Below are 16,461 nucleotides of genomic sequence, written 5' to 3' on the forward strand. Positions count from 1 at the left end.
CCGCCTCTCCGACCAGCTGGACGCGCGCCATCACCGCCCCTGGTCGACGAGCACCCGGACGTCCCGCCACCACGTCACCTCGAAACGGCCGGAATAGCCGTCGGGCGGGTTGGCCGGCCGAACCGCCCGGCCCCGCCACCACCCACATCCGCTGCCATTCGCCAGCCGGGGTGTGCCCCGACACCAGGACGAGGCGCGACAGCCGGATGCCCCCTCCGGAACCACCGCCGGCTCACTCGCGCAACCGCAACTGGAGCTCCGTGAACAGGCGTTGCCGCGCGTCTCCCAGGTCGAGACCGCTCACCTCCTCCGCCCGCCGAATCCGGTACCGCAGCGTGTTCGGGTGCACGTGCAGCCGCCGCGCCGCCGCCCGGACATCCCCGAACGACTCCAGGTAGGCCACCACCGACCCCACCAACGAGCCGTTGTTCCTCTCGTCGTGCCGGCGCAGCGCCGTCACCCTCGGGTCCCGAATCGCCGGGTGCTCGGCCAGCAGGTCCACCGTCTCGCTGACCAGCACCTCCGCCCGCCAGTCCGCGATCGTCGCCACCCGCGCCGCCGTGTCCCCGGCCATCGCGTCCAACACCCGATCCGCCTGCCGACGCGAGTCCGCGGCACCCCCCAACTCCGGCACCACCGACCCCACCGCGGCCCGCACCACCAATCCGATACCCCGCGACGCCGAGATGATCTCCCGCGCCAACCCCACCACCGCCGCCTCCCCGGAACCGCTCAGCTCCGGGAGCAACGCGTAGGTGCGCGTACCCAACTGGCTGACCAGCGCCCCACGCCGGAACGCGGCGGCATGCATCGAGATCACGTTCCCCAACTGGTCCCGGCGCAACTCCAGCTCGGGCCGGTCCACCACCGCCCCCGGCGACTCCACCCGCGAGGCGAACGCGACCACCGCCGCCGGACGCCGGGAATCCACCCCCAACTGCCCGGCGGCAGCAGACGGGTCCAGGCGCCCGTTCAACAACCCGGCCAGCAGGTTCTCCCGCAGCCGCAACCCGGCCGAGGGCTCGTTGCGGTGCCGCACCAGCTGCAGGGCGGTCACCCGCGCCGCCCCCAACAAGGACCGCTCCGCGTGCTCGGTCAACGGCTCGTCACCCTCCTGCACCCAGATCGCGCCCAACGGCCGCCCACCCGCGTGCACCCCCACCGCGATCCGCCGCCGAATCCCCAGGTCCGGGCGTTCGTCGATCCGCACCACGTCCTCCCCCGACCGCAACCGCTGGTACACGCCCCACTCGCGCAGCATCTCCAGGTACGGCTCCGGCCCCTGGCGCCCCAGGATCGACAACCTCCGCAACTCGTCCACCTCACCGGAGGACCGCGAATAGGCCAACACCCGCGCCGCCGTGTCCTCGATGCTCACGATGCCGCCCGTCAGGTGAGCGACCGTCTGCGCCGTCGAGAACAGGTCACCCAACACCTCGCCCTCGTCGGCGTCCGCGCTGACCCGCGCCCGGCTCACCACCCCGCTCGCCAGGGACTCCACCTGCTCCCACCGGGCAGCCGGGCGCACCGCCAGCAACGCCACCCCCGCGTCGACCGCCGCCGCCCGCAACGCGTCCGACGCCCCCGACGACGTCACCTTCACCGCCACCGCCGCCGCCCCCCGTCGCGCCGCCGCCCGCACCGCCGGCAGAGCCGAGGCGTCCCGCGCCCCGATCAACAGGATCAGATCCCCCCGCTGGGTGTCCGGGGCGTCCTCCGGATCCAGGATCACCACCTCACCGATCACCACGTCCAACCCAGCGGGAGCGGCCACCAGCTCCACCAACGGGTCGTCCAAGGCCAGCAGCAGCTGCCGCAGCGACGCCCCCGGCGCCCCGGCGGCGGACACACCCCGCACCGTCACACCCGCCCCTTTCGTTCGATCGAACAAACTTCCACCACGAACACTAGCCAGTCGGCCAAGCCTTCCGCGCTGCCCCGGGCCTAAGGTCCGTCACATCGATCCACCCACCGCCGGAAGGAGCCGTCCTGTGGACGCCGTCACCAACGTTCCGACGCCGCAGAACGAACCTGTCCTCTCCTACGCGCCGGGCACCCCCGAGCGCGCGGAGCTGCAGGCGAAGCTGACCGAGCTGGCCGCCGAGCCCCGCGAGCTGACGCTCACCATCGGCGGTGAACAGCGGATGGGCGGTGGCCGGCGGATCGACGTCGTGCAGCCGCACAACCACCGCCACGTGCTCGGCACCCTCGGCAACGCCACCCAGCAGGACGCCACCGACGCCGTCGAGGCCGCCCGCCAGGCCGCCCCCGGCTGGCGCGCCCTCAGCTACGACGACCGCGCCGCCGTGCTGCTGCGCGCCGCCGACCTGCTCAGCGGCCCCTGGCGTTCCACCCTCAACGCCGCCACCATGCTCGGCCAGTCGAAGACCGCCATCCAGGCCGAGATCGACTCCGCCTGCGAGCTCGCCGACTTCTGGCGCTTCAACGTCCAGTACGGCCGGGACATCCTCACCGAGCAGCCCCGCAGCTCCGCCGGCGTGTGGAACCGGATGGACCACCGGCCGCTGGAGGGCTTCGTCTACGCGATCACGCCCTTCAACTTCACCGCCATCGCCGGCAACCTCCCCACCGCCCCCGCCCTGATGGGCAACACGGTCGTGTGGAAGCCCGCGCCCACCCAGAGCTTCGCCGCGCACCTCACCATGCGGTTGCTGGAGGCGGCCGGTCTCCCGCCGGGCGTCATCAACCTCGTCACCGGTGACGGCCTGGACGTCTCCGAGGTGGCCCTCGCCCAGCCCGACCTGGCCGGCATCCACTTCACCGGCTCCACCGCCACCTTCCAGCACCTGTGGGGCGCGGTCGGCGCCAACATCGCCAACTACCGCGGCTACCCGAGGATCGTCGGCGAGACCGGCGGCAAGGACTTCGTCCTCGCCCACCCCTCCGCCGACGTCGACACCCTCCGCACCGCCCTCGTCCGGGGAGCCTTCGAGTTCCAGGGCCAGAAGTGCTCCGCCGCCTCCCGCGCCTACATCCCCCGCTCGCTGTGGACCCGGCTCCGCGACGACCTCGTCGCGGAGGTCGAGGGCCTCACCATGGGTGACGTCACCGACCTGTCCAACTTCATGGGCGCCGTCATCGACGACCGTTCCTTCGCCAAGCTGTCCCGGGTGCTGGACATGGCCCGCACCGACCCGACGCTCGAGGTCATCGCCGGCGGCACCGCCGACGACAGCGAGGGCTACTTCGTGCGGCCGACCGTCCTCGTCGGCACCGACCCCGAGCACGAGGTGTTCCGCGACGAGTACTTCGGGCCGGTGCTCGCCGTGCACGTCTACGACGACGCCGACTTCGAGAAGGTCGTCCGCCAGATGGAGAGCGTGTCCCCCTACGCGCTCACCGGGGCCGTCATCGCCCAGGACCGGTCCGCCATCGCCTACGCCAGCGAGCAGCTGCGCTTCGCCGCCGGCAACTTCTACGTCAACGACAAGCCCACCGGCGCCGTCGTCGGCCAGCAGCCCTTCGGCGGGGCCCGGGCCTCGGGCACCAACGACAAGGCCGGCTCCGTGCTGAACCTGCTGCGCTGGACCAGCCCCCGCTCCCTCAAGGAGACGCTGGTGCCGCCGACGTCGAGCGGCTACCCGCACCAGGGCTGAGCATCACCGCGTGAGGAGAAACCCCATGTTGCGATCCATCCTGCTCGCGGCGGGCCGCTCGCCGCTCGCCAGAACCGTCGTCGAACGGACCCCGGCGACCAGGTACGTGGTCCGGCGCTTCGTCGCCGGCGACACCCTCGACGACGCCATCACCGCCACCACGGCGTTGGCCGACGACGGGTTGCGCATCACCCTCGACCACCTCGGCGAGGACACCACGGACCGGGAGCAGGCGGACGCGACGGTCGACGCCTACGTGCGACTGCTGGACCGGCTGCGGACGGCGAACCTGGCCCAGGCGGCCGAGGTGTCGCTCAAGCTGTCCGCCGTCGGCCAGTTCCTGGGATCGGACGGTCAGCGGATCGCCCTCGACAACGCCCGCCGGGTGTGCGAGGCCGCCGCTGCCGCCGGGACCACGGTCACCCTCGACATGGAGGACCACACCACCACCGACTCCACCCTCGAGGTCCTCCGCGAACTCCGGACGGACTGGCCGTGGGTCGGGGCGGTGCTCCAGGCGTACCTGCGGCGCACCGAGGCCGACTGCCGGGACCTCTCCGGCCCCGGCAGCCGGGTCCGGTTGTGCAAGGGCGCCTACAAGGAGCCGTCCTCGGTGGCGTTCCAGTCGCGGCACGAGGTGGACCGGGCCTACGTGCGGTGCCTCGACGTCCTGATGTCGGGGGAGGGCTACCCGATGGTGGCCACCCACGACCCCAGGCTCGTCGCCATCACGGCCAGGCTGGCCGGGGACAACAACCGGGCGCGGGACAGCTACGAGTACCAGATGCTCTACGGGATCCGTCCCGAGGAACAGCTCAGGCTGGCGGGGGAGGGCAACACCATGCGCGTGTACCTGCCCTACGGCGACGAGTGGTACGGCTACTTCATGCGCAGGCTGGCCGAGCGGCCCGCGAACGTGGGCTTCTTCCTGCGGGCACTCGCCACGAAGAGCTGACCACCCCTGACCTGCGGTGCGTCGCCGTGACCAGCCGGGCGGCGCACCGCAACACCACCCGTGTCCCCGAACGCCCGCGCGGGGACACGGCCCGTCGGCCCGGTCCACCACTCCGGTGGGCCGGGCCGAGGTCCACCCAGGCCCGCCCCGCATGCGCGCCGGGCGGTGCGCCAGGGCCTGCGCGCGCCGGGTGGCCACCAGGTGCGGGGCAGGGGCGACGGTGCGGAGGAGGGGCCCCGGCGCTCACGGGGCGCTGTGCTCGGGAGGTCCATGCCGGGGCGGCGGTAACATCAACCGGTGTCCTTCGGTAGCGGTGTCCCCGCAGCCGTGCGCTCGGTGCAACGGCATCCGATCAGCGGCCTCCCTCGAGCGCGGATCGGAAGCGTCACGCGACACACCGGTGCTCTCCTAAGCGAATCCCGGGCGTGTTGTCCGATATGTCTGTCTCATGGTGGCCGTGGTGTCGCCTCTAGACTGGAAACCCGCTGCTCGCGCAGCGTTGCACCGGCCCTCCAGGGCCGGTGAGGATCGCAACTCCGCCCGGCCAGTAGCCCCTACTGGCCCATCGTACAGTTGCACCGGCCCTCCAGGGCCGGTGAGGATCGCAACTAGCCGCCTGGGTCGCCGAGGTGAACGGGATCGTCGTGTTGCACCGGCCCTCCAGGGCCGGTGAGGATCGCAACGTTCAGCGCCGGGCGAATCTCCTTCCGGTAGACCCGCGTTGCACCGGCCCTCCAGGGCCGGTGAGGATCGCAACTCCGCCCTCGATCCCGGTCACGCGAACGACCTCCCCGTTGCACCGGCCCTCCAGGGCCGGTGAGGATCGCAACACACGGGGCGTGGCCGGCCGGGCAGGACCCGGCAGCGTTGCACCGGCCCTCCAGGGCCGGTGAGGATCGCAACTGGTACCAGTGCTGGCCAAGGTCAAGTCGACACCCGGGTTGCACCGGCCCTCCGGGGCCGGTGAGGATCGCAACATCACCGCGAACGCGGCGAGCACGGTGCACACCCACGCGTTGCACCGGCCCTCTGGGGCCGGTGAGGATCGCAACTCGCATGTCTGGGGGTGTCTGGGGGCTGACGATCGGGGTTGCACCGGCCCTCCGGGGCCGGTGAGGATCGCAACGCCTGAACCGGTGCGCCCTCTGGGACACCTAGCGCCGTTGCACCGGCCCTCCGGGGCGGTGAGGATCTGTAGAACTGAGCATGTCCGTCACGATCATGGAGGCCTAGGGGAGTGCGCTGTTCAGGACGATCTCGCGAAAGGTGTCGTCCTTCAATCGCAGCGCGCGGCGCCGTCCGCCTCGATCTCCTCCACCTCCTCGTCCCCGTAGTTCTGCTCGTCGACCTCGAGGAACGTGTTCAGCTGAAGCAGTACACGGGGGCTGACGGGTCCAGTTGCCCGTACGCGCGGGCGTGGTTGATGCCGATCGAGTTCCGTTCTCCGGTCGCCGGGTCGATTCCGACCGAGGTGAGCTCGTCGTCGAGGAGTTCGCAGGGGTCCAGACCTCCCAGGGTTGCGCTTGCCGAGGAGGAACCAGTTCCGCTGCTCGGTGTGGACGCCCCGCCCGTCGCGGAGGCGTCCGTTTCGGACGTCCCCGACTGGTCGCCGTTGGTGGTGGGGGTGGCGTGACCGGCCGACTCCCGGACGCAGCCGCTGATCGTGACGAGCGCCGCCAGCAGTGGACCTACCAGGACCCGGCCGCAGCGTCTGGAGGCTCCCATGCCGGTTGGTCTCCCTTCTGGTTCGGGACCGCGGCGTTCTCCTCGTCCGTCCCGACCGTCGAGTGCGCGCAGGCCCGTACCGCGGCGGCGACCTCGCGAAGCGACCGCACGTGGAGCACGAGTTTTTTCCTGGCGAGGGGGTGCCGGCGGCCGCAGCGCGGTCCTGCCGTTCCATCGTCCTGGCGGGGCGGACGTCACTCGACCCCAGAGCTACCCGCTCGAGGTCCTCGAAGAGCGTCAGCCTGCGTTCGGCGCGGTCCGCGATGGCATCCAGCTTGGTGGACATGGCCTCGGCGCTGTCCGCATTGGGGGTGACGCGGCCGCGGCCGCGGCGGGGGTGAACGCCGCGATCGTCCCGCCGAGTGCGGGCGGGGGTTGCGTCGAGTTCGCGGGTGAGCCAGGTGCTGCGTCCTGCGATCCCGTCGTGCCGTGCCCACCTCGTGGCTTAATCGATCAGCGCGAGGCTGTGGTCAACGACACGGGGGTTGGTCACTGGTGTGGAGTGCGGGGATGTGCGCACCACCGGAGGAGCACGACTCCTGACAGTGTCGTGTGAGGACGGTGCTGTCGAACCGCGGGTTTCTGGTTGCCGCCGGTCGGCGTCTTCGGGGATGCCGGGGGAGGGCGCCTCGGCCCGGGTGCTGGCGCGCTGACGCGAACGGAGCGCGGACTGGCCAACACCCGGGTGGGGCGGGGAGTCAGTCGTTGACGACGGCGAGGGCGTCGATCTCCACGAGCATCTCCTCGCGGGGCAGGCCGGTGAACACGGTCGTCCGCGCGGGCAGCACGCCACTGGGCACCCGGGCGGTGACGAACTCGCCGTACGCCTCGTTCATGGTGGCGAAGTCGTCGCGGGTGGTGAGGTAGACGCGCAGCATGATGACGTCCTCGAAGCTCGCGCCGCCCGCCGCGAGGATGGCCGCCACGTTCTCCAGGGTGCGGATCGTCTGCGCGTGGACGTCACCATGGAAGACGTACTCGTTGCTGGTCGGGTCGACCGGGCCCTGACCGGACACCTGGAGCAGCGGTCCCTTGCGGACCCCCTGGGAAAAGGTGTGCGCGGGGGCCGGGGCGGCGTCGGTGCGGATCGCGGTCTTGCTCTGGGCAGCCATCGAGCTGACCCCTCTCTCAACGGGCCGAGGTGGATCTCGGCGGTGCGGTGCCGCCGTACCCGCAGTCGCGGGAGATCGCGGCGGCGGTGGACAGCAGGTCCGGGAGGAGTTCCAGGACCTGTTCGTAGCTGAGCACGACGGTGGGCACGGACACGGACACCGCGGCGGCCACCCGACCGCTGGCGTCCCGTACGGGCGCGCCGACGCAGTTGATGAACGACTCGTGTTCGGCCTGGTCCACCGCGTATCCCTGGTCGGCGACCCGGTCGAGCTCGGCCAGCAGGGTGGGGGCGTCGGTGATGGTCTGGTCGGTGAACCGGACGAAGTCGATGCCGTCGACGACCCCGCGCCGTTTCGCGGGCGGCATGTCGGCGAGCAGCACCTTGGACACGGCGGCGCAGTTCAGGGGGGCGCGCAGGCCGATCCTCGAGTACATCCGCACCGGGTGGCGGGAGTCGTACTTGTCGACGTAGATGACCTCGCCCGCCTCGTAGACGGCGAGGTGCACGGTCTGCCCGGTGCGCTGGTTCAGCTCTGCGAGGTGGGGGGAGGCGATGTTCCGCACCTCCCGTTGCTCGAGGGCGAGGCTGGACAGCGCGAAGAGCCGGGATCCGAGGTGGTACCGGTGGGCGTCGTCGCGGAAGACGAAGCGTTCGCTCTCCAGGGTCCGCAGCAGCCGCAACACGGTCGTCTTGTGCACGCCCAACCGTTCAGCGAGGTCGTCCAGCGACTGCTCCCGTTCGCCGAGGTCGATCAGAATGCTCAGCGCCCTGGCCAGACTCTGGCTCACGCTCCCACCTCCTGGTCCGGGCGTGGTCGACGCGTTCGTCGCCCGCCTCCTGGTTCCGCCGTCACGACGCTACCGGCGGGGTGTCGACGCCCAGCCGGCTCACCCTGGTCCGCGCCCATTCGTCATCGGTGCGGGCCAGGAGCGCGGTGATGGTCGCGGGGGAGGGGGGAACGCCGTGGTCGCCGGGCACGGCCAACGCGCGGGCGGCGCACAGGTGCCCGAGGCGGAGGCGGTGCGCCACCGGCAGGTCCCGGAGGGTGCCGGCGAGGTAGCCGGCGGCGAAGGCGTCACCCGCTCCCACGGGTTCCACCACCTCGACGTCGAGGGCGGGCACGACGACCTCGGCGCCGGTCCGGTCCACGGCGATCGCGTCGTGCGCGTCGTTCTTGACGACCAGCATGTCGGGGTTCGGGAGGAGTTCGCGGAGGCGGGCGGGGGACGAGCTGCCCAGCACCTCGGCGGCCTCGTCGGCTCCGAGGAGGACGACGTCGGCGAGCGCGCAGAGGCGTCCGAGCACGGCGGGGTCGCGTCCGTGCCAGAGGCCGGGGCGCCAGTTCAGGTCGAAGCTGACGGTGGTGGACGGCCTGGGCCTGGAGAGCAGGTGCCACAGCAGGTCGGTGGCGGAGTCGGAGATCCCGGCGGTGATGCCGGTGACGTGGACCAGGTCGGCCCGGTCCAGCAGGTCGCGCGCCGGCCCGCCGGAGACCAGGTCCGGGGACATCGCGGAGGCCGCTGACGCGGCACGGTAGTAGTGCATGCGGCTGCGTCCGGCGGGGAGGTCCCCGGTTCCGTCGCCGGTCTCCTTGACGTAGAGGCCGGTCGGGCGGAGCGGGTCGATCTCGACGGCGGAAACGTCCACCCCGCGGTCGGCGATGTCCGCCCGCAGGTACCGACCGAAGCCGTCGTCGCCCAGGCGGGACACCCAGGAGGTGTCGACGCCGAGTCCGGCGAGCGCACCGGCCACGTTCGACTCGGCGCCGCCGGCATAGCGCCGGAACTCCTCGGCGTGTTCCAGCGGTCCGGTCCGGTGCGGCACCAGCACCACCATCGACTCGCCGACGCACACGGCTCGCGGCGGGCGCTGGGCTGGCAGGGGCATGAACGCTCCTTGGTCGAGGTCGGCGCGGTGCTGCGGCCGGTCGTGCGTGCTACCGCCAGGTGGCGGCGTGTTCCTGGTCCGTCCCGGCCAGTCCGGGTGCCGTGGTCCGCCATTGACCCCGGCGCGGTCGAATGCTACAACCTCCCAATCGAAATACGCAATAAGCGTTGCGTATGACGCAATGCAGGTGGTGGGGTCGTTCCCGGCTCTCGACGGAACCCACGGCGACCGCGCCACCACCCGGCCAACACCCCGACATCGCCGTCACCCGGCCGACCACCGGTGGCTCGCCAGCACAAGGAGCAACACGATGACCGCCAGGGAACCCCGCGTCTCCCCGGGCTCGTCACCACCCGAGGCCCACCCCGCCGTGGAAGCCCTCGCGACTGACCGCGCCCTCGTCGTCGTCCGAGCCAGCACTCTCCCGGACGCCGCCGAGCTCACGGCGGCACTCACCGCCGGCGGCCTGCGCATCGTCGAGTTCACCTTCACCACCCCCGACCTGCCCCGCCACCTCCGCCGCGCCTCGGACACCTCGGCGGAGACCGGGGCCATCGTCGGGGCCGGCACCGTCCGCACCGCGGACCAGGCCAGGGCCGCCGCCGACGCCGGAGCCCGCTTCCTCGTCACCCCGGGCCTCCAGCCCGAGGTCGCCGAGGCGGCCCACGACCTCGGCCTCCCCGTCCTGCTCGGCGCGCTCACCCCCAGCGAGGTGCTCACCGCCCAGGACCTCGGAGCCGCCGCCGTCAAGGTCTTCCCCGCGAACCGGCTCGGCCCCCGCTACCTCCGCGACCTCGCCGGCCCCCTGCCCACCACCCCGCTGGTGCCCTCCGGGGGTGTCACCGCGCGCGACGCCGCCGCGTACCTGGCAGCCGGCGCGTTCGCCGTCGCCGCCGGCACCGACGTCGCCCCCGCCGAGGCCATCGCCGCCGGCGACTGGCCCGCCCTCACCCGCCGCGCCGCCGAGTTCGTCCGGGCGCTCCGCGCTCGACCCGCGACGCCGGACCACCCGACCCCCGAGGCGGTCGCCTGACCGACCCCACCCGACACCGCGCCGTCCCCGACCAGCCAACCCCCGAACCGCCCGCACCACCAACACACCGCCGTGTTCCCGGCGGCGGACCAGGAGGAGCCATGACTGACGTCGTCGACCTCGTGTCGCAGCTGATCCGCATCCCCAGCGTCAACCCGAGGGGACGCGCCGAACCCGCCGAAACACCGCTCGCCGAGTTCGTCGCCGACTGGGCCCGACGGCACGGCATGACCGCCGACCTCCACGAGGTCCTCGACGGCCGGTACAACGTCGTCGTCACCGTCCCCGGCGACAGCGCGGACACGATCCTGCTGGAGACCCACCTCGACACCGTCGAGACCGAGGGCATGACCGTGCCCCCGTTCGAACCCACCATCCGCGACGGCCTCCTCTACGGACGGGGCTCCTGCGACGCCAAGGGGCCCCTCGCGGTGTTCCTCACCGCCATGGCAGAACTCGCCGCCGGCGGCCCCCGACCCCACACCGTCACCCTCGCCGGCGTCGTCGACGAGGAACACATCTACCGGGGCGTCCTCGCACTGCGAGACCAGGGCATCAACCCGGTCGGCGCCGTCATCGGCGAACCCACCTCGCTGCGCATGGTCACCGCCCACAAGGGCTGCATGCGCTGCCGGATCACCGCTCGCGGGCCCGGCGGACACAGTTCCGAACCGTGGGGCAAGACCAACCCGATCACCACCGCCGCCCGCATCGTGGACTACCTCGCCGACGAGTACGCCCCGGCCCTCGACGCCAAGGCCCGTCCCCTGGTGGGACCGCCCTCCCTCGCCGTCACCATGATCGACGGCGGTTCCGGCCCCAACGTCCTGCCCGAGAGCACCACCCTGACCATCGACCGCCGCACCGTCGCCGGCGAGGACCCCCACCAGGTGTGGGGAGAACTCCGCGACGAACTCCTCCGCCGCTGGCCCGAGGGCGTCGACGTCGCCGAACCCCACATCGTCGACTACGCCCTGGAAACAGACCCCGAGGACCCGTTCGTCCGCTCCGTCGCGTCCGTGCTGGCCGGGGCAGGGCACAACCCGGAGGCCAAGGGCGTGGGACACGGCACCGACGCGTCCAAGATCGCCCTCGACGGCGTGCCCTGCGTCGTCTTCGGTCCCGGCGCGATCGCCCAGGCGCACACGCCGGCGGAGTTCGTGCCCTTGGACGAACTCCACGCTGCCCGCAAGGTGGTGGGAGAGCTGCTCCGCAGCCCGGTCCTCGACACAAAGGGAGCGCAGGCACGATGACGGACAACACCGGAACCACCCGCACCCCCACCACCCCCGCACGCCCGGAACCCGGGTTCATCGACGACGGCGCGATCGGCTGGCGGTTCAAGGGGCTGCCCCCGGCGGCCGCGCACCAGACCCTCGCCCAACTGGGTGACTCCGGACGCCGGATCTTCGACGGGGACTTCGGCTTCCCCCTGCTCGTGCTGCGGGACTCCGCGCTGCGCCACAACGCGGAACTGATGGCCCTCTTCGCCGCCGACCGGGGCATGTCGCTGGCGCCCCACCTGAAGACGTCCGCCTCCCCGCAGGTGGCCGACTACGCGCTCCGCGCCGGAGCGTGGGGCGTCACCGTGGCCAACCCGTTCCAGGCCCGGGTGTTCATGGCCGCCGGTCACGACCGCATCCTGCTGGCCAACCAGCTCGTCGACCGGGCCTTCGCCGTCGAGGCGGCCCAGTGGCTCGGGGAGGACCCGGAACGGCGCTTCTCCTGCTACGTGGACTCCCCGGCCGGCGTCGCCGTGCTGGCCGACGCCCTCGCCGACCAGGACCCCAACAACCCCCTGCCCGTTCTCGTGGAGGTCGGGCACGAAGGCGGACGCGGCGGCTGCCGGGACACCGCCACCCTGGCCGCCACGATCGACGCCGTGCGCGCCAACCCCACGCTCGCCCTGGCCGGCGTGTCCGGGTACGAGGGGTCGGTCAGCCACTCGCGGGGCAGCGAAGGCCTGCGCGCCGTGCGCGACTACCTCAGCTGGGTGCGGGCCGCCATGGACACCGTCCTCGCGCACCGCGACCCCCGGCTCCCCGAATACGTGGTCTCCGCTGGCGGCAGCCTCTACTTCGACCTGGTCGGCGAGGAACTCGCCACCGGGTGGCCCGCCGACGTCCCCGTCCGCGTGATCGCCCGGCCCGGTGCCTACCTCACCCACGACCAGGGCCTCTACCACGCACTGTCCCCACTCGACGGCTCGGGCTCCGACCCGGCCGAGGTGGCCAGGCTCGCCCCCGCCATCGAGGTGTGGGCACCGGTGCTCACCAGGCCCACCCCCGACCAGGTCATCCTCGGAGCCGGCCGACGGGAGCTGAACTACGACGAAGGGCTCCCACTCCCCATCGAGGCCAGGGACCACCGGGGCGGGTCACCCCGCCCCACCACGGGATGGCAGGTCACCGCGCTCAACGACCAGCACGCCTTCCTCACCGTCCCACCGGACGCCGACCTCGGGCCCTCCGACCTGGTGCGCCTGGGCATCTCCCATCCGTGCACCGCCCACGACCGCTGGCTCTCCGCGGTCATCGCCGCCGACGACGACACCGTCGTCTCGGTGGCCCGCTGCTACTTCTGACCAGCAGCGCTCGTCCACGCCGCCCGGCCCGTGTCACACGAACCCCGCGGCCCGCGCCACCCAGAAGGACAACCGCCATGACCGCCCCCACCTCCACCGAGGCCTCCACCGAGAAGAGATCACGAACCCGGTTCGCGATCCTCGCCTCGAACTTCATGATCCTGATGCTCAACTACGCGGACCGGGCCGTCATCGGCGTGGCCGCCCCGCTGATCATCACCGAGTTCGGCTTCTCCAACGCCGCGTTCGGCTGGATCCTGGCCGCCTTCGCCTTCACCTACTCGCCGTTCGGCTTCATCGGCGGGTGGCTGGCCGACAAGTTCGGCCCGGCCAAGGTGATGGGGTGGGCAGCCATCGCCTGGTCGGTGTTCACCGCGCTGACCGCGGCCGGCGTCGGCTTCGTCAGCCTCCTCATCATCCGGTTGCTGTTCGGAGCCGGTGAAGGGCCGCAGGCCACGGTCACCGCGAAGGTCATGCACAACTGGTTCCCGAAGAAGGAACTGGGCACGGCGGTCGGCATCGCCAACGCCGCCACCCCGTTGGGTGGGGCGATCGGCACCCCGGTCGTCGTGGCGATCATGGACGCCACCCAGGGCAACTGGCGACTGCCCTTCATCATCTTCGGTGTCCTGGGTGTCCTCTTCGCCATCGGCTGGTTCGTCGTCGTCCGCGACACCCCCGAGCAGCATCCCTGGGTGTCGAAGGGCGAACTGGCGCACATCCGCCAGGACGCCGCCCCGGCCGCCGAGGACGACGCCGACGCCGACGCGAACGCGGAACCGTGGTGGCGCTACCTGACGCTGCCGGCGGTGTGGACGACGGCGGTGGCGTTCTTCGGGTACGCCTGGATCCTGTGGACGTTCCTCAACTGGTTCCCCACGTACCTGGTGAACGAGCGGGGCATCGACCTCAGCGATCTCGCCGTCACCGGCGCCATCCCCTGGGTGGGCGGGTGCATCGGCCTGGCGCTGGGGGGCGCGTTCACCGACTGGTTGGTGCGGCGCACCGGCAAGTCGGTGGCCCCCCGGCGTTGGACCGTCGTGATCTGCCTGGCCGCCACCGGCCTGCTGTTCGGCTCGATCGGCACGGTCAGCGGCACGGGCAGCGCGGTCGCGCTGATGACGGTCGTGGTGTTCCTGCTGTACTTCACCGGCGCCCAGTACTGGCTCATCGTGGGTGAGGCGGTGCCCGGCTCGCGGTACGGCTCGGTGTCGGGCGCCATGCAGATGTTCGCCACGACCGCGTCGATCATCGCGCCGATGATCACCGGGTACCTGGTGGACTCGTCCCTCGGCTGGACGGGCACCTTCACGGTCGCCGCCGTGGTGGCCCTGACCGGTGCGCTGCTGCTGGCGTTCTTCGGCCGGGTCCGCACCCCGGACACCCGCCAGGCTGGCCAGCCGGCGAGCTGAGCTGAGCGAGTGGAGGAGCGGTGGGGCCGACGCCCAGCAGGGTGTCGGCCGCACCATTCGGTCGTTGAGCCCAACGTCCCTGATTCCCGGTTCCCGCCACGTTGAACGCCCTCGGTGCGGAGTACCACAGTGTCGTGACGCTGCGAGGTGACCGTTCGCGCGCCGTGGGCAGCCTCCGCCTGTGAACTCAACCAGGCCGGAGCATCCTGTGGACCCAGCCAGGCCGGAGCACTCGGCGGAGCGGTATGTCCCTGGGTGCTCCGGCTGGCGTGGCGTACCGGGCTCACTCCGTGATGGTGTCCAGGTGGGGGATTCCGGCGGCGCGTTGGGCCGCTACCTGCGCGGCCACCTCGGCGGGGCTGAGGATCTCGTCCTTCGCGTGGTACACCCAGTCGACCTCCTGCTCGTAGGTCCGGCTCGCCGAACTCCCCACGAAGCCCTCCGGGATGAACCATTGGTTGAAGTCGATCGACATCCGGCTGGCCGGGTAGTTCGGGCCGCCGTGCTCGGCGACGAGCTGACCGTCCAGGTAGTAGCGGATCGTCCGGGTACCGCCGTCGGCCTGCACCACCAGGTCGTGCCAGCCCTCCAGCGATCCTGGGCGGACGGTCGACTCGTTGCGCGCGTCCCACGGATCGGGCCGGTAGGTGTCCCAGCTGGTCAGGAACAGCGCCGAGGACGGCTGCCCCCAGCCGCCGTTGGGCAGGTACTCGAAGTCCAGTTCCCCGTACTCCGGGTCGTAGTCCCAGCGCAGGGGAGTGATGGTGTAGAAGGTCTGGAGGACCTGGTCGCCGTCGGGGCCGCTCACCGGGGTGTCGGTGAACCGCACCCTGGCCGCGTAGGTGCCGTGGTGGAAACGGCGTTGGGTGTTGATCTGCGCCTGGGAGGTGCCGGCCACCGTGCCGTCGGTCGTCGCCTCCAGCCGCAACACCGCCCCCGCCCCCTCCGACCGGAAGCTGATGTTGGCGGCCGACCAGGTGTCACCGCCGATGCCGGGACCTCCCGGGTAGTTCCGCACGCTCCAGCCGCGTTCCCGCAGGCGCGGGTCGGTGTGGCTTGTGTAGTCGAAGTCGTCGAAGAGCACCTGGGTGGGGGCCTCAGCTGCTTCCGCCCCGGCTGTCGCGGTGCCGCCGAGAGCGGGGAGGAGGCCCACGGGCAGGGCGACCGCGCCGGCGAGAGCGACCAGTGCGGGGAGGTGACGACGGCGGGCTGACCGTCCTGTTCCAAGGGGCATTCCACGCTCCTGTCTTCCACGCGACCGCTTCGACCTGCGGGGTGGCTACCGCCGACGGCGTCCGACCCCGTACGAGGCCCCATGCCGCTCGGCAGGTCGTTCCGTCGTCGGCCGCTGACCAACCGGCACCTGGTGGGTGCCGGCGGACTACTGGTACCGCACCGACGGCCGTGACCGGGGACACCGGGGAGGGAGAGCGAGCGTCTGGCCGGCCGGCGGTGTGGGCGCGGTGCCGCCTGTGTGAAGGGTGCTTCGTCCTGCTCACCGGCAGGTCGAGGGTCTGCGCGACCCAGGACGGGCAGTGTTGACAGTCGACGAGGTGCCTCGCGAGCTGTCCAGGAGGCTGTCCGCCGCGCTACGGCGAACGGCGCAGGCGAGGACGAGCCCCGTTGATGGCGGTTCCCGCCGGGGCGGGTCGGCGGGGAGGTGGGTTCGTACTGCCGCCGTCGGACGCGATGCGGTGACGGCCCTGCCCCGTTCGACCGCGAGGGGATCAGGGAGCTGATCCGGGGCAGGCCGATCACCGTCGTGATGGTGGATCAGCCGCCGTGTCGACGGTACGTGGGCGACGGTCACGACGGGGTGCCCGTACGCCGCGAGCAGGGCCGGTCCGGGGAGTGACCGGCGTGCTGTCGCCGTTCGGCGGAGGCGCGGCGGCCCTCTGGCGTGCGGTCCCCGCCGCAGGACGCGCCAGCGGGGTGGTTCGGCGTTGGTGGCGCCGAGAACTCCTCGCTCGTCCCCTCCGGTTAGCGGTCCGGGTGCGGCACTTCCGTGCTGTGCGGAACGCACCTCGATCCGCTCGGCGCGCGGGAGCTCGTGTGGCGCGGGGCGCGGTGGGGGTCCGGGCGCGTCCGCTGGCGACGAAGCGCGCCGCCAACAGGCCCCGGCAACGCGGAGCTT

General features: G+C 72.0%; 12 protein-coding genes and 1 CRISPR repeat array. Of the genes, 6 read left to right on the forward strand and 6 right to left on the reverse strand.

The window, feature by feature from the left end:
- Positions 1–232: 232 nt before the first annotated feature.
- Positions 233–1,864, reverse strand: a complete 1,632-nt coding sequence (locus ACOJVX_RS11810; RefSeq protein WP_035292967.1) for a PucR family transcriptional regulator — start codon at positions 1,862–1,864, stop codon at positions 233–235.
- Between the two features lie 127 nt (positions 1,865–1,991).
- Between ACOJVX_RS11810 and pruA the strand changes: the two genes are divergently transcribed.
- Positions 1,992–3,617: an L-glutamate gamma-semialdehyde dehydrogenase gene (gene pruA, locus ACOJVX_RS11815; protein WP_026420290.1), complete on the forward strand. Its 1,626-nt coding sequence runs from the start codon at positions 1,992–1,994 to the stop codon at positions 3,615–3,617.
- 25 nt (positions 3,618–3,642) lie between these two features.
- The gene (locus ACOJVX_RS11820) at positions 3,643–4,572 is read left to right on the forward strand and encodes a proline dehydrogenase family protein (RefSeq protein WP_418155229.1); all 930 of its coding nucleotides are present in this window, start codon (positions 3,643–3,645) and stop codon (positions 4,570–4,572) included.
- Between the two features lie 498 nt (positions 4,573–5,070).
- A CRISPR array of direct repeats spans positions 5,071–5,698; the repeat unit is 37 nt; unit sequence GTTGCACCGGCCCTCCAGGGCCGGTGAGGATCGCAAC.
- 236 nt (positions 5,699–5,934) lie between these two features.
- Here the strand turns inward: ACOJVX_RS11820 and ACOJVX_RS11825 are convergent.
- From ACOJVX_RS11825 to ACOJVX_RS11840, 4 genes are all read right to left on the reverse strand, one after another.
- Entirely contained in the window at positions 5,935–6,297 is a 363-nt protein-coding gene (locus ACOJVX_RS11825) for a hypothetical protein (protein ID WP_026420292.1), read from the reverse strand.
- Positions 6,298–6,995: 698 nt separating this feature from the next.
- Positions 6,996–7,409 (reverse strand): RidA family protein, encoded by a 414-nt coding sequence (locus ACOJVX_RS11830; RefSeq protein WP_026420293.1) that lies wholly within the window; start codon positions 7,407–7,409, stop codon positions 6,996–6,998.
- Positions 7,410–7,425: 16 nt separating this feature from the next.
- Positions 7,426–8,199, reverse strand: coding sequence for an IclR family transcriptional regulator (locus tag ACOJVX_RS11835; protein WP_035292905.1), 774 nt, complete (start codon positions 8,197–8,199; stop codon positions 7,426–7,428).
- A gap of 61 nt (positions 8,200–8,260) precedes the next feature.
- Positions 8,261–9,298, reverse strand: a complete 1,038-nt coding sequence (locus tag ACOJVX_RS11840) for a sugar kinase (RefSeq protein ID WP_026420294.1) — start codon at positions 9,296–9,298, stop codon at positions 8,261–8,263.
- Positions 9,299–9,608: 310 nt separating this feature from the next.
- Here ACOJVX_RS11840 and ACOJVX_RS11845 point away from each other — a divergent pair, with 310 nt between their 5' ends.
- The 4 genes from ACOJVX_RS11845 (at position 9,609) to ACOJVX_RS11860 (ending at position 14,327) form a co-directional block, all read left to right on the forward strand.
- Complete coding sequence (locus ACOJVX_RS11845; RefSeq protein WP_103056901.1) at positions 9,609–10,331, forward strand: bifunctional 4-hydroxy-2-oxoglutarate aldolase/2-dehydro-3-deoxy-phosphogluconate aldolase; 723 nt, start codon at positions 9,609–9,611, stop codon at positions 10,329–10,331.
- Between the two features lie 101 nt (positions 10,332–10,432).
- Positions 10,433–11,584 carry a M20 family metallopeptidase gene (locus tag ACOJVX_RS11850; RefSeq protein ID WP_051314304.1) on the forward strand — a complete coding sequence of 384 codons (1,152 nt, stop codon included), beginning with the start codon at positions 10,433–10,435 and terminating at the stop codon, positions 11,582–11,584.
- Positions 11,581–12,915 (forward strand): alanine racemase, encoded by a 1,335-nt coding sequence (locus tag ACOJVX_RS11855; RefSeq protein ID WP_418155226.1) that lies wholly within the window; start codon positions 11,581–11,583, stop codon positions 12,913–12,915. Before ACOJVX_RS11850 ends, ACOJVX_RS11855 begins: the two co-directional genes overlap by 4 nt.
- Before the next feature lie 77 nt (positions 12,916–12,992).
- On the forward strand, positions 12,993–14,327 hold the full coding sequence (locus ACOJVX_RS11860) for an MFS transporter (RefSeq protein WP_081715668.1): 1,335 nt from the start codon (positions 12,993–12,995) through the stop codon (positions 14,325–14,327).
- Positions 14,328–14,610: 283 nt separating this feature from the next.
- On the opposite strand, the gene ACOJVX_RS11865 is transcribed toward ACOJVX_RS11860, so the two are convergent.
- Positions 14,611–15,561, reverse strand: a complete 951-nt coding sequence (locus ACOJVX_RS11865; protein WP_026420296.1) for a glycoside hydrolase family 16 protein — start codon at positions 15,559–15,561, stop codon at positions 14,611–14,613.
- Positions 15,562–16,461 lie beyond the last annotated feature (900 nt).

It is taken from the genome of Actinoalloteichus caeruleus (assembly GCF_049311605.1).
Taxonomy (GTDB): Bacteria; Actinomycetota; Actinomycetes; order Mycobacteriales; family Pseudonocardiaceae; genus Actinoalloteichus_B; species Actinoalloteichus_B caeruleus.

Bases quoted from the DNA above. Each gene is read 5' to 3' on its own strand.
- ACOJVX_RS11820 (WP_418155229.1), top strand. From the start codon at position 3,643: ATGTTGCGATCCATCCTGCTCGCGGCGGGCCGCTCGCCGCTCGCCAGA.
- ACOJVX_RS11825 (WP_026420292.1), bottom strand. From the start codon at position 6,297: ATGGGAGCCTCCAGACGCTGCGGCCGGGTCCTGGTAGGTCCACTGCTG.
- ACOJVX_RS11830 (WP_026420293.1), bottom strand. From the start codon at position 7,409: ATGGCTGCCCAGAGCAAGACCGCGATCCGCACCGACGCCGCCCCGGCC.
- ACOJVX_RS11840 (WP_026420294.1), bottom strand. From the start codon at position 9,298: ATGCCCCTGCCAGCCCAGCGCCCGCCGCGAGCCGTGTGCGTCGGCGAG.
- ACOJVX_RS11845 (WP_103056901.1), top strand. From the start codon at position 9,609: ATGACCGCCAGGGAACCCCGCGTCTCCCCGGGCTCGTCACCACCCGAG.
- ACOJVX_RS11850 (WP_051314304.1), top strand. From the start codon at position 10,433: ATGACTGACGTCGTCGACCTCGTGTCGCAGCTGATCCGCATCCCCAGC.
- ACOJVX_RS11855 (WP_418155226.1), top strand. From the start codon at position 11,581: ATGACGGACAACACCGGAACCACCCGCACCCCCACCACCCCCGCACGC.
- ACOJVX_RS11860 (WP_081715668.1), top strand. From the start codon at position 12,993: ATGACCGCCCCCACCTCCACCGAGGCCTCCACCGAGAAGAGATCACGA.
- ACOJVX_RS11865 (WP_026420296.1), bottom strand. From the start codon at position 15,561: ATGCCCCTTGGAACAGGACGGTCAGCCCGCCGTCGTCACCTCCCCGCA.